Here is a 26,023-nt window from a genome sequence, read left to right on the forward strand (position 1 = left end):
AGATCACTACAAACCCGGTTTATACTGGATATAAACTGGCTAATCTAATCTATTAAGTTTCAGTTTTGAGAGTCTAAAATAAAGCAAACCGCCATACTTGGCAATCGGGGAGTCCCCCGTAATCAGCTGCAGTTTTTAGAAGCGGGATCATACGCTAATTTGTGGCAAAAAAATGCTTAAGTAAAGAGCGATTAATCTTGAATAACGGATAGGGCTACGCCCAGATAAATCTATGATGTTGGCTACGCCAGAAGTACCAAGACGATATTAAAGATAAGACGGTGACTGCGTCTGAAAATCCAAGACGACGGCCTTCGTCCTATCGCTCCGCGGACGGCTGCGCCTATTCGACAGGCTCCGCCCTGAATTTACTGTAGGAGGTGCTTTAGCCCCGAGGTTCAATCCATCGGCTATCTCCCGACTAAAGCCGGTCCTACAAAGAAGCGTCATCTCAGCCCCATCAGCGAATCGTCATCTCAGCCCCAAAATGAACTATACAGGTATCGCCCTTGTTTCTCGCCTAGAGAAATAACTCATGGTCTCGCCATACACGATATGCCGAAGCCCGATAATGGCAATTAAGTTAGGTATCGCCATCAACCCATTAACGGTATCAGCAATAAGCCAGATAAGATCCAACTTGATAAATGCCCCTAGGGCAATCAAGCCTAAGAAAACTCCCTGATAGACTCTATGACCTTTTTCCCCAACAAGATAATACCAACAACGCTCACCATAATAGTGCCAGCCCAGAATAGTCGTAAATGCAAAACACACTAGCGTAATAGTCACCACATACTGACCTAAAATCGCCGAACCGCCACTGGAAAATGCAGCGCTTGTCATAACAGCACCGGCACTATCACCATTCCAAACACCGGTAATAATTAATACTAGCCCCGTCATAGTACAGATGATAATGGTGTCAAAAAAGGTTCCGGTCATGCTGACTAGTCCCTGCTCTACGGGCTCACTTGTCTTAGCCGCGGCAGCTGCGATCGGCGCACTGCCTAAACCCGCCTCATTTGAAAACACACCACGAGCAATACCTATCTGCAAGGCTTGTGCAACAGTAGCCCCGAGGAATCCACCAGCAGCAGAAATAGGCGCAAAAGCTGAATCAATAATGAGCTGAAAAGCGGGCAATACCTGATCGCTAAAGGTAACTAGAATCCAAATACAAGCAAGTACATAGCCTAACGCCATGCTAGGTACTAATTTTTGTGCGACACTCCCAATACGCTTAACACCGCCTAACGTAACAGCAGCAACCAAGCATGTTAGCACGACTGCTGTTAGCCAGCTTGGCACCTGAAAGGCTATCATCATCGCATCGCTAATGGCATTAACTTGAGCAAAGGTCCCTATGCCTAAAAAAGCGACTCCAACACCAAATATTGCAAAAAGTTTAGCCATCCAACCTAAGCCTAATCCCCGCTCAATGTAGTACATAGGTCCACCAGCAATCTGACCTCTTGCATCTGTAATTCGGTATTTTACGGCTAACATACATTCGGCATACTTGGTCGCCATGCCGAAAAATGCCGCTAACCACATCCAAAAAAGGGCTCCTGGACCACCTATCTTAATCGCGGTAGCAACACCGACAATATTACCGGTACCGATAGTGGCAGATAGTGCGGTACAGAGCGCAGCGAAGGAAGAGAGGTCTCCTTTATCACTGGCAGGCTTAAAAAGCAGTTTCAAGGCAAAAGGCAGATAAAGCACTTGGATAAGTTTCAGTCTGATGGTGAGGTATAAACCTGTACCAACCAGTAAACAGAGGGTAATTGGCCCCCAAACTAGGGCATTAATTTCAACTAGAAGTGATTCAAAATTCATTGCAGTTCTCGATTATCATTAACAACACGGATAAACGGAATTGAACAAGAAATGGCTGTAACGCGCCTCAGTCGGACGCAATATAGACAGTTAATTAGCACGTGCTAATTAAACTTCATAGAGACAAACGATAGGGCTATGCAGTCATCCTCTCCTCTGTCCTTTTGCCTGAGCGTTTCGCGTCTAAGATAATAAATAACTTAGCACTTTCGTCTTCGGCGCCGCATATATAGCTCAATAAAATAAAAGCTATTTTCGATCTCTCCAGAGGCTCGTCCAGTAACAGTCCACGCCAATTATTATTGGCACCTGAAAGAGTGATTCAGCCATTTTTCAATGAGCTAAACTTGCCTCGTCGGTGTGGGGGCTATTCCCCACTCTCCTGCTACCTTCATCCGAACGGATTACTAAAATAGCGATTAATATCATCTGCTATTTTAGCGGTGGCACAGCATGCATTAATGTAATAAAACAGGCAAGCAGCTAGATCAAACTTTTATCATCCACAACTTGAATTTAGTTTTATTGATCACTTTGGAAAGAGAAGGAGGGGTTCTTGAATAGATGATTTATTGAATAAAAGGTGCGAACAATAAATACTCGCACTCTGTAATTATGACTAACAAGATTACACTTAGATATTAAAAATTAAGCTTGCTCAAAATCAGTACGGTAGCTCTCATAATTTCCGACCATGCCTTTGACTAGCTCTGCATCATAGGGGCGAAGGCCACTCATTACTAAGGTTTTAAGCCCTGTACCTACAAGCTGATCACCTGAATGCAACTCAAAGTTAAGGGTAACATCACCTCGCTTACCGTCAATCTTAAGCTCTTGTCCAACCAAGGACAGAGCCACTTGTTCGAAATCTAGGGTAGTCAAATCAAAAGACATGCTCTCATAGATCACTAAAGGACGCGCCGGATTAATCATCATTTGATGCTGTTCCATCATAGGCACTAAGACATGAGTGAAGTTGTGACCAGAGAAGGCAACATAGCTGCGGATAAAGTACTCGATTTGAGTCTGACAATATCTCACATCTCCCAGACGTTCGACTTTCAGATACAACTTGTCCTTGTTATCACGGATCTCAAGCTGCTGCTCTGCAGTTTCGGGAAATTGCAGCTCAACACCAGCTCCTACCATACCGGCAAAGTTAAACGTCATCTTCTGACTCAAACCGTACTCACCTAACACCAATGAAAAAAGAAGATCCCCCGGCACACAGAAACGCTTAGCCCCTACGCTGTGGATAGGGTTAAAGTCCTGAGCCACGCCTTTAGCAAAATCACTGGCCTGCTCGGCAAGTACAGTAATGGTTTGATTTTCTTTTTTAAAATAAGGTGTTAAGAACATATTCACTCTATAAATCTGTTGATATACAAAATAGCGACACATTTTATATCAGATCTGCAAAAATACTCACCCGATGACTTAAAATAATTCAAATCTTGTTTTCTAAGTTCAATCTCAGTGATGCTCTTGCTCCCTTGTTTAATCCATGTTAACAAAAGTAAACGAATTCAACTTTAAGTTAATTTTAATGTGTAGGCATTAATATGCGCGCAGAAATGAGAATTACTCCCACTAAGATTACTAATACCAGTTAATCGGTGGTTTTTTTTCTGTATCGCGCAATGGAGTACTTATGCCGCAGCCTAAAACCTTGTCTTTGAGCCTACTTTCGACAGCTTTACTTACCGCCCTATCCGCTCCGGCTTTTGCACAAAAAGCCAATGATATTGAAACAATCGCCCCTATCGAGCAGATCAGTATCTTCGGTAAGAAGAACCCACTCAATACTGTGCCGGGTAGCGCTCATCTCATCGACGAGGCCGATTTAGATGCCTTCAAGTATTCAGACATCATGCGTACATTGGCCAGCGTTCCTGGGGTGTATATACAAGAGGAAGACGGCTACGGCCTAAGACCAAATATCGGTATGCGCGGCACGGGTCAAAACCGCACCGAGAAAATCACCATAATGGAAGATGGTGTTCTTGCAGCTCCGGCCCCATACGCATCACCCGCCGCTTATTACTTTCCAACTTCTGGCAGAATGGAATCTGTCGAAATTCTTAAAGGCAGCTCAACAGTTAAGTATGGACCACGCACCACTGGCGGGGTGATCAACTTGATTTCACGTCAAATCCCCGAAGAAGATTTAGCAGGCAAACTGGATATTGCAGCGGGTCAAGACGGCTTCGGTAAACTTCATGCCTATGCAGGCGGTCAAGGTGAGCGTGTCGGGGGTGTTGTAGACATCTATCGCTACCAGGCCGACGGCTTCAGAGATATCAATGGTGTTGGTGGCGATACCGGGTTTAAGAAAAACGACGCCATGGCTAAGATCAGCATTCGCTCGGCTAAAGATGCAAAGTTTGATCAGGTATTGGAAGTAAAACTTAAGTATTCAGATGAAACCTCCAACGAAACCTATATGGGGCTCACAGATGCAGATTTTGCGGCTAACCCATATAGCCGCTACTCGGCATCACAAAAAGATGTAATGGATACTGAGCACACACAGATTCAGATTAATCACATTATAGACTTTAGCAATAGTTTGACTTTAGGTACTACGGTCTACCATAACGACTTTAAGCGTAACTGGTATAAGACCAGTAAGGTCAATGGTGAAAGTATCAGTGGTGACGGCACTCAAAAAGCCGCCGATTTCGATAAAGATCCAACATCCGGCGATCTTGAAGTCGATGTTAAAGCCAATAACCGCACCTACATCTCTCAGGGAATTCAAACAGAACTTAACTGGTATCTGGATAACCATGACTTGTCTTTCGGTGCCCGTTACCATGAAGATGAAATGGATAGATACCAATGGGTTGATACTTATTCCATGAGTTCAGATCAGGTAATGATTATGACTGAAGCCGGCGTACCGGGTACAGATTCCAACCGCGTCGATAGCGCCGAGGCCTTAGCCCTATATGTTCAAGACAAAATACAGCTAGGTGATTTTAATGTCACAGCCGGTGTTCGCTATGAAGATGTCACAACCAGCCGCATCGACTGGGGCAAGACTAATCCTGGCCGTGATGGCGAGCCAAACAAAGATATCAGCAACAGCTTCTCAGCCTGGTTACCATCTCTGTCTGCGACCTACCAGATCAATAACCAGTGGTTAGTATTGGCCGGCGTGCAAAAAGGCTTCGCCCCAGCTGCACCAGGTAACGCCGATCGCCAGGAAGAGGAAAGCTGGAACTATGAGGCAGGCGCTCGCTATAACGCTGGTGCACTAACCTCTGAAGCCATCTTCTTCTACAGTGATTACAGTAATATGCACGGAGATTGCTCAGCTTCGAAAGGCTGTGATGATGACAGCATTGGCAATCAGTACAACGGCGGTGAGGTCGATGTTAAAGGACTCGAATTTAGCTTGGCCTATAACTTTAATAACGAAGGCGATATCCACTTCCCGGTGAAACTCGCTTATACCTATACCAGTGCCGAATTTGCTAATAGTTTCGAGTCAGATTTCGATCCATGGGGCAGAGTCGAGGAAGGTTACAAGCTACCCTACCTGCCTGAAAACATGTTATTTGCATCAGCAGGTGTCAAAGCCGACAGCTGGGAGCTGACATTGGCGGCACGTTATACCGACGAAGTAAGAACCGTTGCGGGTCAAGGCGAGATAGCTCAAGAAAATCTTATCGAAGCCAAAACCATAGTCGACCTATCAGGACGTTACTTCATCTCTGAGGCACAAGAGATGTACCTAACGGCAGAAAATCTGTTCGACAAAGAATACGTGACCACTAAAATCCACGGTTCAAACTTTGCGGGTAAGCCGATGACTGTCACAGTGGGTTACTCTTACAAGTTTTAGATCTATCTCAATAAGGTTATATCCAGCTGATTTATATCGGTATATCTTAGACATGATTCTTATATGTAAATGTTAAGTGACAACTGCACTGATTTATCGCTAAAGACGAATAAAATTTACACTTTAAAAAAGGTGAGCCAATGGCTCGCCTTTTTTGTTTTCAAATGAAGGTTATCTCTTTAATTTACATAGTAAATCCCCCGTTAGCATGTTTTGAAATCTCACCTATACCATTTACGAATCATTTACATTTGTTGATCTCTATCAAAAAGCAAATGATAATAGTTTGCATTATTGAAACCAGTTACATAGAATCGCCCCAAATTTAATAACCCTTTAACAACAACAGGGAAGAGAATGATGATGAAGAAAACCATAATTGCTAGCGCTTTGTTTGGCATCTTGGCCTCTCAGACTGCATTTGCATCTGATGAGACTGCAGAGCTACGCAAAATCATTGAGCAACAACAGAAAGTGCTTAAAGATCTAGAAAAACGCCTCGATGAAACAGAGAAACGTGTCGAAAAGACAGCTGATGTAGTTGAAGAAACGGCTAGCGCTTCTAAGAGTGCAACGACTATCGGTGGTTATGGTGAACTTCACTACAACAACATCACAGATAACAAGTCTGGCAAAGATAAGAAAGCTATCGATTTTCACCGCTTCGTACTTTTCGTCGGTCATGAGTTCACAGAAAACACACGTTTTTTCTCTGAACTAGAAGTTGAACATTCAATCTCTGGTGACGGTCAAAATGGTGAAGTTGAGCTGGAGCAGGCTTATATCGAGCATGATTTCAACCAGATGTTAACTGGTAAAGCCGGTCTGTTCCTTATGCCTGTAGGCATCATTAACGAGACTCACGAGCCACCAGCATTCTACGGTGTTGAACGTAACCCAGTTGAGAAAAATATTCTTCCTGCAACTTGGTGGGAAGCCGGTGCAGCCCTTAATGTTAAAGCCGCTCCAGGCCTAGCATTCGACGGTGCTATCACTTCTGGTCTGTATGTTGATGAAACATATAGCATTCGTGGCGGACGTCAAAAAGTATCTAAGGCAAAAGCTGAAGACCTCGCTTACACGGCACGTGTAAAATACACGGCCGTTCCAGGTCTAGAGCTTGCCGCAACTGCACAGTATCAGTCAGATCTAACTCAGAGCGCAGGCGGTGTTGATACAGCTTCAGCAACTCTATTATCGGCTCACGTTATCTACAGCATTCAAGGTTTCACTGTTAAAGCCCTTTATGCTCAATGGGATATTGACGGTAAAGAAGCTGAAGCTCTGGGTCGTGATGAGCAAAATGGTTGGTACATTGAGCCTGCCTACCGCTTCAACGAAACCTTTGGCCTGTTTGCACGTTACAACGAGTATGACAACAATGCCGGTAATAGCGACGACACTAAGATCACTCAGACTAATGTCGGTGTGAACTACTGGTTACACGAAAACGTCGTGTTCAAGGCTGACTACGAGAAAGTAGGCGGCGCTAAAGATGCTGACGGATTCAACCTAGGTGTAGGTTACCAGTTCTAAATAGAACTAAGCTAAGCGCTCATTAAGTCAATGAGCTCAATAATGAGTGCCCTTTATCGGGCACTCATCTATATTTGAACTAGCCTGAATCATTCCTTCTCTTCCCGCATCCGAGTCTATTATGAAGTTGACCTATCTTCGCCTCTTAACTTTCTCATTATGTTACAGTTTAGCCTTCAGTCAATCTACGCTGGCACGCGGAGTTTATCAGGAGCCAGATGAGTTCATCAGCCAGGCATTCAATGCCCCAGCTCCCAAGTCAAAAGTCTTCTGGATCGACGATGAAGCTCAGGATGTTATCGAAGAAATCTTATCCCACAGATTCAAGAAAATGCGCTTAAGGTATTGGCAGCAAGAGTCTGAAACAGTTTGGATTTTAGAAGAGGTAGGCAAAGAGTCTCCCATCACCGTTGGTATTCATATTAAAGATCAGGCCATTGCCCAGACTAAAGTACTGGTTTACAGGGAGAGCCGCGGCGATGAAGTCAGGCATGATTTCTTTACTGATCAATTTAAATCGGCCAAACTAAAGGACGATCTAAAGTTAGATCAGCACATAGATGGCATCACAGGTGCGACTCTGTCGGTCAGAGCGTTAACAAAACTGTCTCGCATCGCATTATGGTTAGATGCCCACGTCACAAAAAGTTAAGCTAATAGTTTGGCTGTGATGCCGGAGGCTGGGCCAACGACAAACGATTAAGACAAGAAGAATGACTCAAAAGCATCATAATTATCGAAATGATCATCGAAGCGATAGTCAGAAGCAGAAAAGCCACGCCCAAAAGCTAGGTAAAAAGTTAGCCAAACAACTTCGTCCCTGGCATAGACGACTAGGTATTTTCTGCGCTCTATTCATCATGCTGATGGCCATTTCTGGCGTTGTAATCAACCACAGTAACCATTTATCCATCGATTCAGCCCCTGTGCAACAAGCTTGGCTACTGGACTATTATGGTATCACCTCACCAAACAAGCTAGATATCTATCAGACACAACCCCTCAGTATTGCTAGCACTGACAACTTAGTCTGGGTGCAACATAATCTAGCCGTCGAAGCCGACTCGCCCATTAAAGGCATACTTACTTTAGACAAGATGATACTCGCCGTCGACTCAAACCATCTCTATATGCTTTCCAAAGAAGGCGAGCTTATGGAAAAACAAGATGCCTCCATGGGCTTACCCAGAGGCATACAAGAGATTGGCTACGACGGTCAAGTTTGGCTAAAAGCCCAAGGCGGCTATTATATGGCAGACGACCAACTTATCGAATGGACTAAAGCTATGCCATTTGTACCAATCCCTTGGTCACAGGGCTTAAATACGCAAACAGCTCAATTAGAATCAGGCAGAGTTTCATTACTGGCACGTTCAAGTAACCTCACCTGGGAACGTGTGATTTTAGATATTCATAGCGGACGATTCTTCGGCTCACTCGGCCCCTGGTTTATGGATCTAGTGGCATTGTCGTTAATCATCATGGCCATATCAGGGATTTATTTATGGGTACAAGGCCGCCCAAAAAAGAAGACTAGAGTTTCTAGGTACTAGCTCCTAGTACTTCTTAGGTCATCTCCAGATATAAAAATGCGAAAATGTTGAGAACATTTTCGGCATTTTTATTTGCTTACAATCACTTGCTAGCATGTCGATTCACAGGGTCAGTGTTTAGAGCGTGTATCTGATACCTACGGCTACACCATCATCTTCCGAGATAGACATTTTCACCTCTTGTTCCTTGTCTGCACTGGTAAAGTCACTAAAGTCTTTACGCGCTTCTACATAGATTACTGTATTCACATCCCAAATATAATGCAGGCCAGCAACAACGAACTGACGCTTAAATACATCCTTAGGATCTGCACTGTTTGGCTGAATCACGTAATCGCTGCCCGCATCTAAGATGTTATAGGAGATAAATGGACGCAGACCATTATCAAACTTATATGAGAACAAAGATTCGATACCATAAGAGTCCTTAATCAGACGGCCTAGGTTATCGGTATCGTGGTTTTCATTTTTGTTGAAGTTAGCGGCAGCGTAGAAGCCCTCATTATCGAAGCCTCCCCAGGTGGCACCGACACCATAAATAAGATCCGTTGCAGTGATCATTTCACCTGTATTAAAAGCCACTTCAAACTCACCGCGGTTAAGACCTGCGGTTAACGTGAATTTATCTGTAGCCTGATAAGTGATAGAGCCACCGTAAGTGTAATCGTAATGAACCTCTTGTGACTCTTCATTAGCCTTCCAACGTTCTTCACAATCGGTACTAAGGCCTTGTGTTGCCTCACAGGTATAAAAGACATCATGTTTTAACTGAGCTTGCAGTGCGAAACTCACATCACCGAAGCTGTTACGGTATTGAACCACCTTATCACCACGACCAGTACCATTGATCGCACCATCGGCCTTATTATAGGTATAGACACCCGCCGCGTTACCGTCCCATACAAAACCATAGTTAGTGTTATACACAACGTCGTACCAAGCGCCCCACTGTTTTCCTATGCTTAAGGTACCGTACTTATCATGGCCAATACCGACATAACCAAGGCGGTTATTTAAAAAGTCTCCGCTCTTAGACTCGAAGTTACTTTCACTGCTATAAACAATCTCACTGTTACCAAATGGGTTAACGCCCCATTCCAGCTTAGTGAATGCTTTCCAACCATCACTCATTTCACGAGTGAAGCCAAAGTTAATCCGTGACGCCCCGTTAACAACTTCCGTAGCGCCTTGAGTATCAATGACACGAGCATCAATGAATCCACCAATCTCCACTGCATTTTTGTCATCTTTATAGATTTCGATTGCCGCTACTGACGGAACAAATATGACGGCAGATAACGCCGTTGCTAGTAAAGTTTTTTTCATTTGACGCTTAACCTTTGTGGTTTATTCCTCTATGGCTACAGAGGTTAACAAAAGATCATCAATCACTCAAAGACGATTACCAGCCAAACACACAAACCCCTCATTTGCTCAGTAAAATTTAACATAAAATCTGGGCCATTTTTTGCCCACTGGGCAAGATCTTGCTCAGCTCTGGGCCATATATTGCCCAGAATAAATATTGCCTACAATTAAAATCTTAAAATTCATCAACTTAACTTATTGGCATAGTGTTTGCTCTAAGAGGCCGTGGTCACAACAAATAAATTGAAATATAATTTTTAACTTAAGGAATAACCATGCCAACTCCATGTTATATCTCCATCAAGGGTCAGACCCAAGGACACATTACTGCAGGTGCGTTCACAGCCGATTCAGTCGGTGACATTTTCGTCGAAGGCCACGAAGATGAGATGCTGGTTCAGGAATTCGACCACATAGTCACTGTACCGACAGATCCGCAATCAGGCCAACCTTCGGGTCAGCGTATTCACAAACCGTTCAAGTTCACGGTAGCTCTGAATAAAGCGGTCCCCCTGATGTATAACTCTCTGGCTTCGGGTGAAAAAATCTCTGAAGTTGAGCTAAAATGGTACCGCACCTCAGTGGAAGGTAAGCAAGAGCACTTCTTCAGCACTAAGCTTGAAGGCGCCACCATCATAGATATCAAATGCCATATGCCCCACTGCCAAGACAGTAAAAAATCTGATTTTACTCAACTGCTGACTGTTTCGATGGCCTACCGCAAGATTGATTGGGACCACGTTACGGCCGGAACATCCGGTGCAGATGATTGGCGTAAGCCTATCGAGGCATAACATTTACCTGTGAATCAGTTATGATCCACAAGTAAATACGCTTCCCTCCCAGGACTGGTCCTTTTGGGAGGGAAGCACCCACCAAATTGCATTAGGGATATTGCGATGTCACCAGTAGAAAATGGATTGCGTTATCGGTTCAGCGCCGAAGGTGTGAATGATGACAGTTTTAGTGTGTTGGCATTTGACTTTATTGAGGGCCTATCCTCACCATTCGAGGTCAAGTTAACGCTATTGAGTCGACAGGATGACCTCACCCCAGTGTCGGTTATCGATCAGAATGGTTTATTAAGCTGGTATCAAAATGGCGAGCTGCAACGTCAGGTTCACGGTATCGTCAGCCAGTTCACTAAAGCCGACACAGGCCATCATCATACCCAATATCACATTACTCTAGTGCCCGCCCTATCCAGATTAAAACTGCGACAAAACAGCCGTATATTCCAACAGAAAAGTGTGCTGCAAATCATTGCCACTGTGCTCACCGAAATGGGGATCAAGGATTACGCGTTCAGTTGTGAAGCCAGATTTGAGTCTGAAGTGCGAGAGTATTGCGTCCAATACCGAGAAAACGATTTCGACTTTATCTCACGTTTAGCTGCTGAAGTGGGCCTATTCTATTATTTTCAGCACAGTGAAAAAGCGCATACCTTAGTCTTCAGCGACAATACAGATAAACAGTCAAAATTAGATACACCATTTCCCTACAATACCACCAGTGGCGGTGCGTCAGAGCTCCCCTTTGTCGGCTCATTTAGCTATCGCCACCAAATAAGACCCGCAAGTGTTACGCTCAAAGACAACAGCTTCAAGAAACCTCAATACAGCTTTCTACAGACCAGCACAGGAAAATCACTGGAGTACCAGCGGCCCGATTATGAGCACTTCGATTATCCCGGTCGTTATAAGGACGATGAAACAGGTATCCCCATTACAAGAGTGCGCCAAGAATACCTGCGCCGTGATGCGCAGTTAGCTACAGGACGCAGTAACATAATGCAGACCATCAGTGGCTGCAAATTTGACTTAATGGGTCATAACGATACCGCACTCAATTGCGACTGGCTTATCGTCACGGTTCAACATAGGGGCGAGCAAGGTGCAGCGGCGGAAGAGGCAAACACCCAGAGCGTCACCACCTATAACAACGAATTTAGTGCCATTCCAGGCAACGCACCATGGCAAGCGACACCTAAGTCTAAACCTCTGGTCACAGGTCCCCAGAGTGCGACTGTGGTTGGCCCCAAAGATGAAGAAATCTTCTGTGATGAATTTGGTCGGGTAAAAGTGCAGTTTCCCTGGGACAGATACGGCTTTGCCGATGATAATGCCAGCTGTTGGGTACGTGTCAGCCAAGGATGGTCTGGTGGACAATATGGCATGGTAGCGATTCCCAGAATAGGTCATGAAGTCATCGTCAGCTTTTTAGAGGGCGACCCCGATCAGCCTATAATCACAGGCCGCGCCTTTCATAGTATCAATCAGGTGCCTTATCCGTTACCCGCGAATAAGACTCGAACCGTACTTAAGACCCAGACTCATAAGGGAGAGGGCAGTAACGAGTTGCGCTTTGAAGATGAAGCTGACAAGCAAGAGATATATCTCCATGCCCAGAAGGACATGAACGCCTTGGTTGAAAACGACCAAAGCCAACATATCAAACACGATAGCCACCAAGATATAGAGAACGAGCGTTTTACCCGTATCAAGAACAATGACCACCTAACCGTCTCGGCAGACAGTCTCACTGTCGTGAAACAAGATGCCAGTGTGAATGTTGGAGGCAAGCAAAATAGCAAAGTCGGTAAAAAATCGATATTGGAAGTCGGCACTGAAGTCCACCTGAAAGCCGGCACTAAAATCGTTATCGAAGCGGGTGCCGAGCTTACCCTCAAAGCGAGTGGCAGCTTCCTTAAAATCGACCCTGCCGGTGTCCACTTGGTCGGCGCAGCCATTAATCTCAATTCAGGTGGCGGCGCAAGTTCAGGGAGTGGTTATAGCGGCCAGTTGGCTTCCCTGCCTGGTAATGTCGAAGCGGCTGTACTGCCACCTCCCATGGGGAAGGTTGATTTAAGCGCATTACTTGTTGCCGATACTTTTTCTGCTCCCATGGTAAAAGTGTGTCCTCTATTGGGGGCTGACAAATAGTGTTAAAACAGTGGATTGAAAGTCAGCAACAAGCGGTTTATCTTTTGGTGGATCTGTTATCACAACCAGAATTACTGCCGCTATTTTGTCGACTGGGTGGTGAGGACGCCCAGCCTTTGTTTCAACTGGCGGAGTTTGAAGAGCATATCAACAAAGGTCCCTGGTTATTACCCTTGTCGACATTGCTCAGAGACAACCCGGATATTCTGACCGAGTATCCTTCATTAACAGGTATTTGGTTAAGCAGTGCTCACAGCCCTGAGGCAATATCCAAACATTTACAAAGTTTATTGCTGGCTATTTATGAAGGCGAGGCGGTACTTTTTCGTTATTACGATATCAATGTATTGGCGCCTTTTCTCTCCTCTTTGGCATCTGTTAAACAAGAGGAATTTTTGGGTCCAATTCATCACCTTGCCATGGAACATAACCAGCATTGGCTGAACTTTAGCAATAATCAAATCAGGGCATATGATGCATCCCGCGATGTTCCTTGGTGGTATCTCAGCCCCGAACAGTTAGCTTCCCAAAGTCACTTACCTAGGCATGTTTATACCATCGAACGTCAATTATGGCAGCAGTTGCATCCGTTAATGTGCATGCAACCTATGAGAAAAGAGATCATTGAATCTGCAATCATCTCGGCGAAACAAGAGAACATGGATGAGTTCGATATCCCAATGTGGGCTGCAGCCCACATTGGGAAAAGTGTAAATTATTCACCCGAAGGGATAGTAATGGGCATGAAATTAAATCATCAAGAGAGTCTGACTCTAGCAAGATGGATGGAAAATGTATGAGTAATCAACATTGTATCGCTTGTGAACAGCTAGACCACTGGATTGAAATTGATATTCGCGATGAGAATAATCATCCCTTTCAAGGTATCAAGGCATTTATCACAGACAGTGGCGGCAATAGCCAAGAGGTGACTCTCACTGGTCGACCGCAACTGCTGAATAATCTCGCTCCAGGTATTGTTACTGTTACATTAGACACAGAATCTTGGCTGAGTGATGCCATGGCTAGGAAGCCACGACTCGAAAGCGAAGATAATCAGGTTGTGAGCTATTCAGAGCAAAAAAATGGCTTCAGTGATACACCAAAAACCTACTTGCATATTACCAGCGGCAATCTCGTTACCAAGCCCCCAAAAACACCACTTCCCGAGCGCCATCAAGCAGATAAAGGTGACAGCGGTGCATATGAACTCTTTACCCATAAATCTTATGTATTAGAAGTCAAAGCGTTTAATTGGCTTACCGTGCGCATGGGACTGTTCTTTGATGGCACGGGTAATAATACCGATAACGCCCTCTGGGGCCGAGAACAGCAAGAACTGCATATAAATAAATGGATGAAAAAGTGTGGCGCCGATAGCCCAGAATCGTTGCAGGCCATGCGTGAGGCTTGTGAAGAGCCAGATAAGAGCGTTGAGGTCGAAGGCAGCGCAACTAACGGACTCACCAATATCCAGAAGTTAAGAGATCTTTATATAGATATTGAAATCAAAGACGAATCTTTATATCAAATGGGCCTCTATGTACAAGGCATTGGTACCTCTCTCGAGTCTCCTACCAGCCAAGGAATAGATGGAGACAGTACAATTGGGAGTGGAATGGGCCGAGGCGATACAGGGGTTGAATCACGAGTCGAGCATGGCTATACAAATATTATTGATAACTTTAAAATCAGTCATTGGCCAAATATACAAAGCGATTATGACGGCATAGGCAAATTTGAATTCGATACTTTCGGCTTTAGCCGTGGTGCCGCCGCTGCCCGTCACTGCGTCAATCAAATATTATTGAAAAAGGATAACCCAGTATCTAAGTGTATCGAAGAAACGCTATCCGATATCAGGCTACATCCACATTTTGACTGGCAAGATAACCAGTACTGCTATATTAACTTTGTCGGTATTTTCGATACCGTTGCAGCCATCATCACCGGCCTTGATGGTTTTGATGGGGCTCACGATGAGGATAACGGATCTGTTAAGCTTTACCTGGACCCTAAACGTGTCGGTAAAGTGGTGCATTTAACCGCGCATCCGCAAGATGAATTCCGCTATAACTTTTCACTCAATCGCCTCAATAATGCCTCCAATAATCCAGACCGTGATTTTGTTGAGATCACATTACCAGGCGCTCACTCCGATATTGGCGGCGGTTATCCTTCACGGCATTTCTTTTCTGGTAAATTGCAAAAGTATGCCCCTTTTTTCACCGATACTAAGCTAGTGGCAATAGAGCGCAGCAGTTACCGTAGCAGATGGGGAAGCACTACTGATGAAGCGATGAAAAAGACAAAAGCCTATGAGAGAATACAGCAAGAAAAACAGCGATTAATAAATAATAATTGGTGTCAGAAACAAGACCTATCCATTGAACATCGCATATATAGGGGTCAGCGAGGCAGAGAGCCAAACATAGTTATTAAATTGACTATGTCCCGTATAGTCGAAGGTGACTTATCTCGTTTAGCACTAAGGTTAATGGTCGGGCTAGCTGAAAATAAAGGGGTAAAATTGGATGATAAGAACGGTAAAGTGTGGAGTGAAAGGAATTACACGATTACCGATTTAAATGACAATCATCAGATACTAGATCAATCTTTTGCTAATATCTGTCAGCAAGTATTGGATCAGGCTAAGCAAGGTAAAGTGCTACCCTTGTTACTCGATGATAAGTTTCATCGCGCCTTAAGGCCTCACTTCATTCATCATAGCTCAGGATTTGAAACTCTAAAGGGGGTTATTTCACCCAATGTCCCCAATGAACACTTTGTGCGCACTTCTTACTCATGTCAGCAAGGAGCATAATAATGATATATAGAAATAAAATAACATTCAGTCTTTGGAAGGTGGGAGTGCAAAGGTTAAAACAATGCACCGTGTTTTTTTTATCGCTAGTGTTTTGTCAGGCTTGTGCTGGAGAAAAAGCTTATATTAATTTAAAAGACGGACATACTTGGAGCATTTATGCCACTGCCCCTTTCTATTATGGTGTCGAGGTTGAACATATCAGTACCGTTAATCAGGCTCAGAACTGGCTCACTTCCCACCTTCGGTTACAAAATTCATCTGATTCTAAAGAGGAGTGGATTGCCTATGCTAAATATAAAGATTGGGAGTTCGACCCCTTCGGCTTAGAGTTATATGGTAATCATGTGAATAGCGCACAAGCAATTTATCCCAAAGTCAATGCGCCTGAGAATGTGTTTATTGCTTGGCTGTCTCTGGCGGAGGGGAAATATTATCGACTGAATTATTCTTTAAATCCGGAGTTGCGGCAAACAATGCTGCATAATCTGTTATATAAAGACAAAGGTGGCCTCGGCTGCGGCAGTATTTTGTTATTTGGCTTCATTCCCGGAGGTGAGGCTAATGTCTGGTTAGGCGCTTGTGGAAAATACACTTTTATTGAACGAGTCAAAGCACAATGGGGCCCCTTGGAAAACGCTTATAAAGTTGGCAATATGGATGTATATTATCCATTATTAATAGAAGAACACAGAGAAAGAGCTGAGGCCGATGGCGTCACCCTGTTTCCTATTCCTCCTGAGCGCTTAGCGCATATGCGTAATAGCAATACAGCGCCCGGCTCCCCAGTGTTTTTAACCAAAAAGTCACCCCAAAAACTCACACATTGCTGGGCAGAAAAACCCTACAACCTCAAGGTGAAACTTGAAATAGGCTCGCCGCAACATCAGTTATCAAGGCGCATTTGGAATAATGCCTATGACTTTGCGGTAAAAGTCCGTTACCTCGATACGGGTATTCATCTAGCCTGGCAAGAAGCGGAAGATAAAGGGTTCGATGCTCAGCAAAGACAGTTATGGGTGCTTGCCAGATTGAGTGCTCAAGGCCAAGTACCAGCGACTCAGATTGCAAAAGGGCTCGCACTCAATGCGGCTGAAGTGAAACAAGTACAAACCTGGGCCGATGATTTTTGCCGCGCAGATAGTCAATTATCTAGTTCGAGTCAGAATGAAACTAACCTTGAATAACGCTAATCTCGAATCAAGCAATAACTATGTCTGTTAGAAAGATATTCATGCTGGTTATTCTGATAGTTATCTTTTTGCTGAGCGCCTGCAAGAGTGTCCCTAAGGAGCTTACACGTGATGAAGGTATGCCTTGGAGTGTCGGGATCACCGCTCCCCTGTATTATGAAGTAGATATTGAACGAATCTGGGGGATCAATGACAGTCAGGATTGGACCAGTATTCTTATTCCTCCCAATACTCATATCAGCGACTTGGACCAAGATAGAAAGTCCACACAAGCTGCTGGCTATGAATGGGACCCCTACATGCTTTCTCCAACTGTTTTTTATGCAAATGCACAGCAACCAGCACGAAAAATAACTCCCCCAGAGGAGATCTTTATTGCCTGGTTGTCACTGGCGGAGGGGAAGTTTTATCGGTTAAATTACCGCCTGAGTGATGAATTACAACAACAAATGTTGATCCTTAACACTAAGACCATACCCGAACAGACTAGTTTCTGTGGAAGTAAGTTGATATTCGGACTGATTCCTGGTGGTGAAGTCAGCGTTTGGTTATCCAGTTACTGTGAATCTGAATATCGTTTCATTGAGCGTGTTAAGACTTCGGGTCCGTTCGGTGTTCCCTTTGATCTTGCATATGAAGAGTTCTTTAAAGGGGCGGTTCAGCGTTACGACGAAAAAATGGCAGCACAAAACGTACAGCTATTTCCTATCCCAGAAGATAAGCTGGCCTTGATGCGTAACTCCAATGCTAAGCAAAAAAAATTACCTCCCAAACCTACACCAGCTCCCAAACTCACACATTGCTGGGCGGAAAAACCCTACAACCTCAAGGTCAAACTTGAAATAGGCTCACCGCAACATCAGTTATCAAGGCGCATTTGGAATAATGCCTATGACTTTGCGGTAAAAGTCCGTTACCTCGATACGGGGATTCATCTAGCCTGGCAAGAAGCTGAAGAAAAAGGGTTCGATGCTCAGCAAAGACAGTTATGGATTCTTGCCAGATTGAGTGCTCAAGGCCAAGTGCCAGCGACTCAGATTGCAAAAGGGCTCGAACTCAATGCGGCTGAAGTGAAACAAGTACAAACCTGGGCCGATGATTTTTGCCGCGCCGATAGTCAATTATCTAGTTCGAGTCACAATGAAACTAATCTTGAATAAAGCATCTTGAATAACACTAATCTCGAATGAAGCGAATACCAATCTAAGAAGATACTTAAAGGGCTTGTTATTCAACAAGCCCTTCTCGTTACTATTCACTAGCTAGGATTCACTAGCCCACAGCCCACAAGCTACTCTTCACTAACGACACTAACCACCTGTGAATTTCTGCCACCAGGATAATGGCTCACCGCAGTTTTTCGCCGGGTGATAACTGCCACTCAAGGCTGGCAATGCGATGGTGTTATTGCAATCAGCCTCCATGGCCTTACCTGTGGTTCTATCAAAGTGGGCATTCACCACGCCATTGACAGGTGTACGTCTCAGGCTAATAGGAGGACGATGTTCTAGGAAGTCTTGGTAGACAGCCATGGCCCCACTACTGCCGTAGAGCCCGGTCTTGCCGTTATCATCACGGCCAACCCAGACTGCGGCGACGTTACGTTCATCGAATCCGGCAAACCAGGAGTCACGGGAATCATTACTGGTACCCGTCTTACCCGCAAGGGTCACTCTTGGGAAGGCTTTACCCAAGCGAGTGGCAGTACCCGATTGAACCACTTGAGTCATGGCATATTGCACCAGGAAGTCTGTCGCAGGGTCCAATGCCTGATTCTGAGGGATACGTGAGACTGGCAGTGGCTTGTTGTCCTTATCCAGAACCGCAGTGATCGACGACAGGCGACGGTATCGACCGTTATCAGCAATGGTTTGATAGACCTGAGCCACCATCAAGGGGGAGCCATTAACCGCCCCCAGAAGCATAGATGGATACTCAGAGATCTTCTCTCGCCAGCCCGCCTTATCTAAGGTCGTCGCCACACTGCTGACTCCAATAGCCATGCCCAAGTTCACCGTAGGCACATTCATCGATTTCTTGAAGCCTGTAAGCAAGGGCACTTCACCGCTAAACTTCCTGGTTACGTTCTGTGGAGACCAGGTCTTACCCTGACCATTTTTTAAGGTAATGGGCTGATCCTTGAGTGGCGTCGCTAGGTTATATTTATCGGCTTGATTGAGCGCCGTGGCATAGACAAAAGGCTTTATCAGAGAACCTATAGGGCGACGTATTTCAACCGCGCGGTTATATCCCTTGTAGCCAGGAGATTTATCCCCCACCATGGCAGCAATACCTGCAGTGGCCTTATCTGTCAGCACCATGCCTACTTGGAGCTGCTTATCATTCTTACCCAGTCGAGCCATCACTTTCTTGACCGATTTTTCCGCCGCTTCCTGGGCCATTGGATCCAGTGTGGTGTAAACCTTAATGCCCGATTGCTTGAGTAAGGTATCTCCGAAACGTCTCGCTAGTTCGTGTTTCACCACGGCAAAGAAGGCGGGTAACTTTTGGTGCACAGGTTTATCTGACTTTCTCAAGCCCAGTGGAGATTCGGCGGCGGCCTTGTATTGAGCAACCGAGATCTTTTCCCCCTCCATCAAGAGCCTCAGCACCAAATCTCGTCGCTCCTGAGCACGCTCTGGATAACGCCAAGGATTATAGTAAGAAGGTCCCTTAATCACGGCGACTAAGAAAGCTTGTTGAGATAGAGTTAATTCGGCTATAGGACGACCAAAATAGAACTGAGATGCCAAGCCCATGCCGTGTACGCCGCGGGCTTTATCTTGACCCATGTACACTTCATTAAGATACGCCTCTAAGATCTCATCTTTGCCGTAACGGAAATCAATGATCAAGGCCATCAGGGCTTCACGGGCCTTACGGATCAATGAGCGCTCACTCGACAGGAAGAAGTTTTTAGCCAGCTGCTGGGTCAGTGTCGACCCCCCCTGCACAGTCCTTCCCGCGCTGATGTTGACCATCAAGGCCCTGGCGATAGCAAAAAGGTTTACACCGTGGTGTTCATAGAAGCTTCTGTCTTCAACCAGAATGAGGGCTTCGATAATCGATGAGGGCATCTTAGCGGATTTAACAAACACCCTGTCTTCGCCATCTCCTGTGATAATTCGATCCAATAATACCGGCTCGAGATGGAATACAGCCAGTTGACGATGATCTTGAGAGCGAGACACTGAGCTCACACCTTGCGAGTCGAAGGTGATCATCACTCTCTGCTCCGCCTGATCGCCTTGGGGATGCAAAAAAGGCCTACGCCAAAGATCGACTCTGGTTCTGGAAGCGGAAAATTCACCAACCTGTCTGGGATTGGCGACCTTACGATAACCAAGTAATTTTAGCTCAGAGATCAATTGACCATGACTGACTGCGGCACCAGGGTAAAGGGCCATGGAACGGCTGAATACCTGAGCGGGAAGATGCCATTTCTGCCCTTCAAATTTTCGCGCTATGATTTGATCCAGATAGATACTGTAAATAGACACTGCAGCGATGACAATAACGCCAAGCTTCCAGCCAATTGACCAGACTTTGCGGCCCCAGCCAGAGGATGTTTTTTTAGCTGAAGACTTTTTACCTGACTTAGCTTTAGATGGTGCTTTCTTAGCACCTTGTTTAGATACAACTTTCTTTGTCATCTTGATTCCGAAAAAGGTTTCAGCTTCCAGGAGCTAGGCCTGGAAGTTAGCTATCATTTCTACTTAATGTCTTTTTTTTGGTGAAACGAGTCGGCAAGGTATTGGCAGGATCATCTGGCCACAGGTGCTTGGGATACCTTCCTTTCATCTCTTTCTTCACTTCGACATATGGCCCCTGCCAGAAACTGGCTAAATCTGCTGTTAAGGCTAAGGGTCTGCGCGCCGGAGAGAGCAGCTCCATGGTTACCGTAAGCTTGCCGTTAGCTAAGATAGGACTCTGAGCCATGCCTAACGCTTCTTGTAACCTGACACTCAGTCGCGCCCTGCCCGCATCATCATAGGTTATGGCCGCTCTAGTCCCGGTCGCCATGGACCAGTGGCAAGGAAAAAGCTTGTCGAGACGCTGCAGTTTATCCCACTCAAACAGATTCTGCAGCAGAGTATAACAGTCAAGAGCCCGCAGTTGTGACAAGCTTCTTACATCATTAATGTAAGGCCCTAGCCAATCCTCCAAAGACGCTAATAGATGTTGTTCGCCAATATCCGGCCAACCTGCATCAGTGTCTAGTTCTGTCGCGAGCTTAACCCTGTTCTGGAGCTGTAACACCTTGGAGTTTAAATTAAGTAATTCCAACCCCTTACTGCGTATCAGTTCAAATATTGCTGCTTTTATTTGCTCAGGATCTGGCTTACTCGAGGCAGCCTTACTCAAGACAATTTGACCTATTCGCTGTCTATTTTCGGCAAAAAAGCGTCCTTTCCCGTCATCCCAACCACAATAATCTTGGCTCTTGACCAGAAAAGCTAATCGCTTCTTAAACAAATCTTCATCTATTTCGGCCGCCAAATAGACTCTGCCACTGGTTCGTCCCTCACTCTCCTGAAAATCTGCCACCACTAACCAATCGGCCCGGGCTAAGGGATCATGTTCCGGAAGAGTCACTCCGGTACCATTAGCCAACTGATAGCCAGATACGCCGCGGCTCTTGGCTATTCGGTCCGGAAAAGCCAGCGCTAATAGCAGGGCGATATCTCCCGAGCCTATGGATGAGACGAGTCGAGACAGGTCGATATTAACCTTGAGTTTCTTCATCCAGGTACGAACCTGTTTACCGGACTCAGCCTGAATTGCTTCTCTAAGGTAGTTACTGATATCAACGCCATGTCGACCCAGAGAGCGGGACTCTAAAATCCCGGCGAGTAGACAGGCCAATCCCACCAATTGATCATTCCCCTCATTTTGTGAGAGTGACTTCGCCTTCAGTAACATATGCGCCAGCCTCGGATGACAGCCCAACTGATAGGCTTGACTACCATGCTTGGTCAATGTTCTCTGTTCATCAACCAGATCTAACAAGGCCAATAACTGCCAGGCCACGGTCTCATTGGCTTTCGAGGCCAGAGTCAGCAAAGGCAACTCATTAAGCGACTTGACTCCCCAACAGGCAGCATCCAATGACATAGGAATAAGATCGCTATGTAATATTTCCGGCTCATCCGCCTTTAATAGCCTCCCTTGCTCCTCTTGACTCCAGAGACGTAGACAATAACCAGCTGATAGACGCCCCGCACGACCCGCACGCTGGGCCGCAGATGCCTGACTGATGCGTTTAAGTGTCAAACGCGTCACCCCGGTTTTTGGGTTAAAGCTTGCGTGGCGTTTATAACCGGAATCGACCACCATAGTGATCCCGTCAATGGTCAGACTCGACTCGGCAACATTAGTAGACAGCACGACTTTACGCTTACCATCTGTGGCTGGTGCAATCGCCCTGTCTTGAGCCTTAGCGGGCAAACTGCCATAGAGAGGACAGAGAGAAAATATATTGAGGTCTAAACGCTTAGCTAAATAGTCATGTAAGCGCATGATCTCCCCCTGACCGGGAAGAAACGCGAGCAGTGAGCCAGAAATATCGATATTGCTACCGATGCTGGCATCGATGCTAGCTAGGTGCTTATCATCGCCATTTAACAAGTCGACGATGCATTTTCCCATATGCTCTAACCAGATTTGGGTGCGATTCTGATAGGGGTTGGCCCCTTGAGTCCGCCCCTTAGATTCTGCAAGGCTTCGATAACCTAGCTCCACAGGAAAACTGCGCCCCTCACTCTGCAACGAACAAGCATCTGGCATCAGAGTCGACAAGGGTAAGCCAGAAAGCGTGGCTGACATGGCCAAGATCTTAAGATCTTCTCTAAATGATCCCTGGATCTCTAGCGCCAATGCCAAGCCAAGATCGGTAGTGAGATGGCGCTCATGGATCTCATCGAAGATAATTAGATCTATGCCAGCTAACTCGGGATCTTGTTGGATCATACGAGTCAGAATACCTTCGGTAACGATCTCGAGCCGAGTCGACTCACCACAACGAGACTCGCCTCTCACTCTAAACCCGACCTCTCCGCCAATCTGAGAGCCTCGCTGACTGGCAATATAATTCGCCACACTCCTTGCCGCTACACGCCTGGGTTCAAGCATCAAAATCTTGCCCTTAAACTCACTCCAATCTAGCATGGCTAACGGCAGGGCCGTCGATTTACCTGCACCAGTAGGGGCTTCCAGAATAACCTGATTATTGACATGGAAAGCCTCTCTTAAGGGCGAGAGCAGCTTATGTATGGGTAACTGATTCAAGGGAAGTGAGGTCTCAATGGCTAAGGGCGACCCAGTGTACATGATTGCTAGGGGGATGGCATATGCCCTAGCTTCTTTGCCACTTAGCGCTAAGGGCTATGACTCTACAAATGAGCGGTTCGGTTTGATTTTATGGCACTCTACTTTCTTGAAACAAGGGTTAATTCATCACCAATCTCACTAGCCTGCTCACCGCTTAATTCATTCATAAACCAATGCAGACTCTCACCTCTAGTCAATGTACTGAGTTTGGCAGGCTTAGCTATGGCATAACCCTGCGCGAAATCGACCCCTAGGCTTTTTAGTCTGTAGCCTATCTCGGATGACTCGACAAACTCGGCAATAATGTCAAAATCCATATCCCGACCAAGTTGACATATCGCGGTGACTATCGCCTGATCTGAATTATCATCACACAAGTGCCTGACAAACTGGCCATCAATTTTGACGAAATCGACATCGAGTAACTTAAGATAGGCAAAGCTTGAGAAACCCGATCCGAAATCATCCAGTGCTAACTTGCAACCTAAGGGTTTAACCAGATCGATAAGTGCGGTAGCCAGATCCAACTGGCTCACAGCCGCGGTTTCAGTGATCTCGAAGCAGAGTTTAGAAACCAGTTCAGGCTCTGCCATCAGCCGAATCTCCAGCCAGTTCATAAACTCACTATCATCTAATGAAGTCGCCGACAGGTTAATTGCGACCATAGATAACTCATCCCAAATATCTAGATGTGTCCCACCCCAATGCAGTAAATTATCTATAACCCAACGGTCGACTCGAGAAGCGAGATTGTAGCGCTCGGCAGCGGGTAAGAAGACCGCAGGTGATACGATAGCGCCATCTTCTGTAAACATGCGCAATAAAATCTCTAAATGTAAGCCGTTATCGTCACCCAGCAGTGGCTCAATGGGCTGATAATAGAGTTCAAACTTATCTAAGGCTAAGGCGCCAACCACATCGACCGACGCATTCATGTCCGTATAGCGGCGATCCACCTGAGGATCGCTTGATGAATACATACACCAGGAGTTACGACCTCTCTCTTTCACCACCCGGCATGCAGCGTCAGCTCTGGCGAGTACCTCAGATATTTCCTCATCAGATCCATTAAAAGCCGCTACTCCCATACTGACACTGACACTATGCTTACGTTTATCCCATACAAATTCATGTTGACTCAGTTGCTCACAAATCCGCTCGGCAATATGGGAAGCCGCCTCTTCATCAATGGCATGCATCAAGATCCCAAATTCATCCCCGCCGAGACGAGAAACAACATCCCCTTTCCGTACCAATTGCTTTAGCCTTATCGCCACCTGACACAAGAGTTTATCCCCGGCTTTATGGCCACTGATGTTATTAACGACTTGAAACTGATCCAGATTGAGAAAAGCCGCAAAGGTTGGCATTTGTGTTTCAGCATCCCTACTCAAAGAGTAATAGGACTCGAAATAGGCTCTATTGGGCAATCCTGTCAGGTTATCGAAGTTGGTTTGAAAACTTAGCTCGTCGGCAAGTTTATGGCGATCGTTAACGTTCTCTGCCACCAGTAAAACTTGCTCCGACTCATTGGGCAGCGCACTGAAACTAAGCTTGAGCCAGTTAAACTTACCATCACAACATAATACCGGTAGCTCACACCAAGCTTGCTCTAACACCCCCCCCTCACTAATCCTAAGGTATCGAGTAAGATCCCGGTGTCATCAGCACGTACCAGTGATACCAGAGGCTGCCACTCTTTAATCTTTAGCAACTCCTCCGCAGCATGGTTATACAAGGTGAGCTTATTTTTTCCACTCACTTGGGCACAGGCCAAAGGCAAACGATACAAGAGTTCATGGCTGTAGTTTTCCGCCTTCTTATATTCATGTGACAAGCGGTCTCTCTCTTCCCATATAGAGATAAAAGAAGCACTTAACTCCAGTAGCTGAATAGATTCCTGTTGCCATTCTTGCTGGCCAACTTGATTTATTGCACCAAAAAGATATCTCTGCCCCTGAAAAGTCACCATAGGGAGCAAGAGCAAGCTAGTGATATTTAACACTTCCAGTAGGGATTTTTCTTCCACAGATAACGTGGCAACATCGGTAAATACTCTGTCGCCAACACACTTTGAATTCTGCTTCATAAACAAATGATGAAATGAATTAGAATGATTCAGGGCATGCTCTAACTTAGGTACGTCTATGGAATAGCCTAAAGACAGATGACGAAGACGCACCTGCTTAGTCGCTTTAGATATACAGAATACAAAGATGCACTCGCAGCTGATAAGCTTTGCAATCTGCTTTAACGCATCATTGAGATGATGCTTCGACTGGACCTGTGACAACTTATTGAACAAGGTCACTAACAAAGAAACATTCTGATTTGTTGGGGGGTTAGACAAGGTCACTTCCTTACGACAAACAGATTCCTATATTCATCTACAAGATAAATAACTGAAAACTCATCACCTACTACAACATCTGCTAACCAGTATAGGAGTAATTCAGTCTTTTTTCTGTTTAGACTCCCTTTAAACCGAGTGATGTAAAATAATCGATAGAGGGTACTAGCCTCGAAAGTGCGGGCAGGTGAATTTCAAGGATGAACCAAAATTTAAAAAATGCATGTATAAATAA

General features: G+C 45.4%; 17 protein-coding genes and 1 riboswitch. Of the genes, 10 read left to right on the forward strand and 7 right to left on the reverse strand.

Annotated features, from left to right (window positions below):
* Positions 1 to 492 precede the first annotated feature (492 nt).
* Positions 493 to 1,842, reverse strand: coding sequence for an alanine/glycine:cation symporter family protein (locus sps_RS24365; RefSeq protein WP_077754882.1), 1,350 nt, complete (start codon positions 1,840 to 1,842; stop codon positions 493 to 495).
* Between the two features lie 146 nt (positions 1,843 to 1,988).
* Positions 1,989 to 2,120: riboswitch (glycine riboswitch) on the reverse strand.
* A gap of 370 nt (positions 2,121 to 2,490) precedes the next feature.
* Positions 2,491 to 3,201 carry a DUF3581 domain-containing protein gene (locus sps_RS24370; protein WP_077754883.1) on the reverse strand — a complete coding sequence of 237 codons (711 nt, stop codon included), beginning with the start codon at positions 3,199 to 3,201 and terminating at the stop codon, positions 2,491 to 2,493.
* A 292-nt stretch (positions 3,202 to 3,493) separates the two neighbouring features.
* On the opposite strand from sps_RS24370, the gene sps_RS24375 reads away from it, so the two are divergent.
* The 4 genes from sps_RS24375 (at position 3,494) to sps_RS24390 (ending at position 8,781) form a co-directional block, all read left to right on the forward strand.
* Positions 3,494 to 5,692, forward strand: a complete 2,199-nt coding sequence (locus tag sps_RS24375) for a TonB-dependent receptor family protein (RefSeq protein ID WP_077754884.1) — start codon at positions 3,494 to 3,496, stop codon at positions 5,690 to 5,692.
* 357 nt (positions 5,693 to 6,049) lie between these two features.
* Positions 6,050 to 7,228, forward strand: a complete 1,179-nt coding sequence (locus sps_RS24380) for a porin (RefSeq protein ID WP_077754885.1) — start codon at positions 6,050 to 6,052, stop codon at positions 7,226 to 7,228.
* 121 nt (positions 7,229 to 7,349) lie between these two features.
* Entirely contained in the window at positions 7,350 to 7,880 is a 531-nt protein-coding gene (locus sps_RS24385; protein WP_077754886.1) for an FMN-binding protein, read from the forward strand.
* A 61-nt stretch (positions 7,881 to 7,941) separates the two neighbouring features.
* Positions 7,942 to 8,781, forward strand: a complete 840-nt coding sequence (locus sps_RS24390) for a PepSY-associated TM helix domain-containing protein (protein ID WP_077754887.1) — start codon at positions 7,942 to 7,944, stop codon at positions 8,779 to 8,781.
* A gap of 117 nt (positions 8,782 to 8,898) precedes the next feature.
* On the opposite strand, the gene sps_RS24395 is transcribed toward sps_RS24390, so the two are convergent.
* Positions 8,899 to 10,107, reverse strand: coding sequence for a porin (locus sps_RS24395; RefSeq protein WP_077754888.1), 1,209 nt, complete (start codon positions 10,105 to 10,107; stop codon positions 8,899 to 8,901).
* Between the two features lie 317 nt (positions 10,108 to 10,424).
* Between sps_RS24395 and sps_RS24400 the strand changes: the two genes are divergently transcribed.
* From sps_RS24400 to sps_RS24425, 6 genes are all read left to right on the forward strand, one after another.
* A complete protein-coding gene (locus tag sps_RS24400) occupies positions 10,425 to 10,943 on the forward strand; it encodes an Hcp family type VI secretion system effector (protein WP_077754889.1) in 519 nt (172 codons plus the stop codon).
* A gap of 105 nt (positions 10,944 to 11,048) precedes the next feature.
* Positions 11,049 to 13,091, forward strand: coding sequence for a type VI secretion system Vgr family protein (locus sps_RS24405; RefSeq protein WP_077754890.1), 2,043 nt, complete (start codon positions 11,049 to 11,051; stop codon positions 13,089 to 13,091).
* Positions 13,091 to 13,891, forward strand: coding sequence for a DUF4123 domain-containing protein (locus sps_RS24410; protein WP_169915922.1), 801 nt, complete (start codon positions 13,091 to 13,093; stop codon positions 13,889 to 13,891). Before sps_RS24405 ends, sps_RS24410 begins: the two co-directional genes overlap by 1 nt.
* Entirely contained in the window at positions 13,888 to 15,915 is a 2,028-nt protein-coding gene (locus tag sps_RS24415; RefSeq protein ID WP_169915924.1) for a phospholipase effector Tle1 domain-containing protein, read from the forward strand. The genes sps_RS24410 and sps_RS24415 overlap by 4 nt, the downstream gene beginning before the upstream one ends.
* Before the next feature lie 2 nt (positions 15,916 to 15,917).
* The gene (locus sps_RS24420) at positions 15,918 to 17,102 is read left to right on the forward strand and encodes a DUF2931 family protein (protein ID WP_169915926.1); all 1,185 of its coding nucleotides are present in this window, start codon (positions 15,918 to 15,920) and stop codon (positions 17,100 to 17,102) included.
* A gap of 26 nt (positions 17,103 to 17,128) precedes the next feature.
* Entirely contained in the window at positions 17,129 to 18,268 is a 1,140-nt protein-coding gene (locus sps_RS24425) for a DUF2931 family protein (protein ID WP_077754894.1), read from the forward strand.
* 150 nt (positions 18,269 to 18,418) lie between these two features.
* Here the strand turns inward: sps_RS24425 and mrcB are convergent, their stop codons facing one another.
* The 4 genes from mrcB to sps_RS28355 all read right to left on the reverse strand — a co-directional run bounded on the left by mrcB (position 18,419) and on the right by sps_RS28355 (position 25,788).
* Positions 18,419 to 20,761: a penicillin-binding protein 1B gene (gene mrcB / locus sps_RS24430; protein WP_077754895.1), complete on the reverse strand. Its 2,343-nt coding sequence runs from the start codon at positions 20,759 to 20,761 to the stop codon at positions 18,419 to 18,421.
* Between the two features lie 46 nt (positions 20,762 to 20,807).
* The gene (gene hrpB / locus sps_RS24435; RefSeq protein ID WP_077754896.1) at positions 20,808 to 23,438 is read right to left on the reverse strand and encodes an ATP-dependent helicase HrpB; all 2,631 of its coding nucleotides are present in this window, start codon (positions 23,436 to 23,438) and stop codon (positions 20,808 to 20,810) included.
* A 98-nt stretch (positions 23,439 to 23,536) separates the two neighbouring features.
* Positions 23,537 to 25,057: a putative bifunctional diguanylate cyclase/phosphodiesterase gene (locus sps_RS24440; RefSeq protein ID WP_169915928.1), complete on the reverse strand. Its 1,521-nt coding sequence runs from the start codon at positions 25,055 to 25,057 to the stop codon at positions 23,537 to 23,539.
* A complete protein-coding gene (locus sps_RS28355; protein ID WP_149027352.1) occupies positions 25,051 to 25,788 on the reverse strand; it encodes a hypothetical protein in 738 nt (245 codons plus the stop codon). The genes sps_RS24440 and sps_RS28355 overlap by 7 nt, the downstream gene beginning before the upstream one ends.
* Between the last annotated feature and the right edge of the window lie 235 nt (positions 25,789 to 26,023).

This window comes from Shewanella psychrophila (assembly GCF_002005305.1).
In the GTDB taxonomy this organism is placed as follows: domain Bacteria; phylum Pseudomonadota; class Gammaproteobacteria; order Enterobacterales; family Shewanellaceae; genus Shewanella; species Shewanella psychrophila.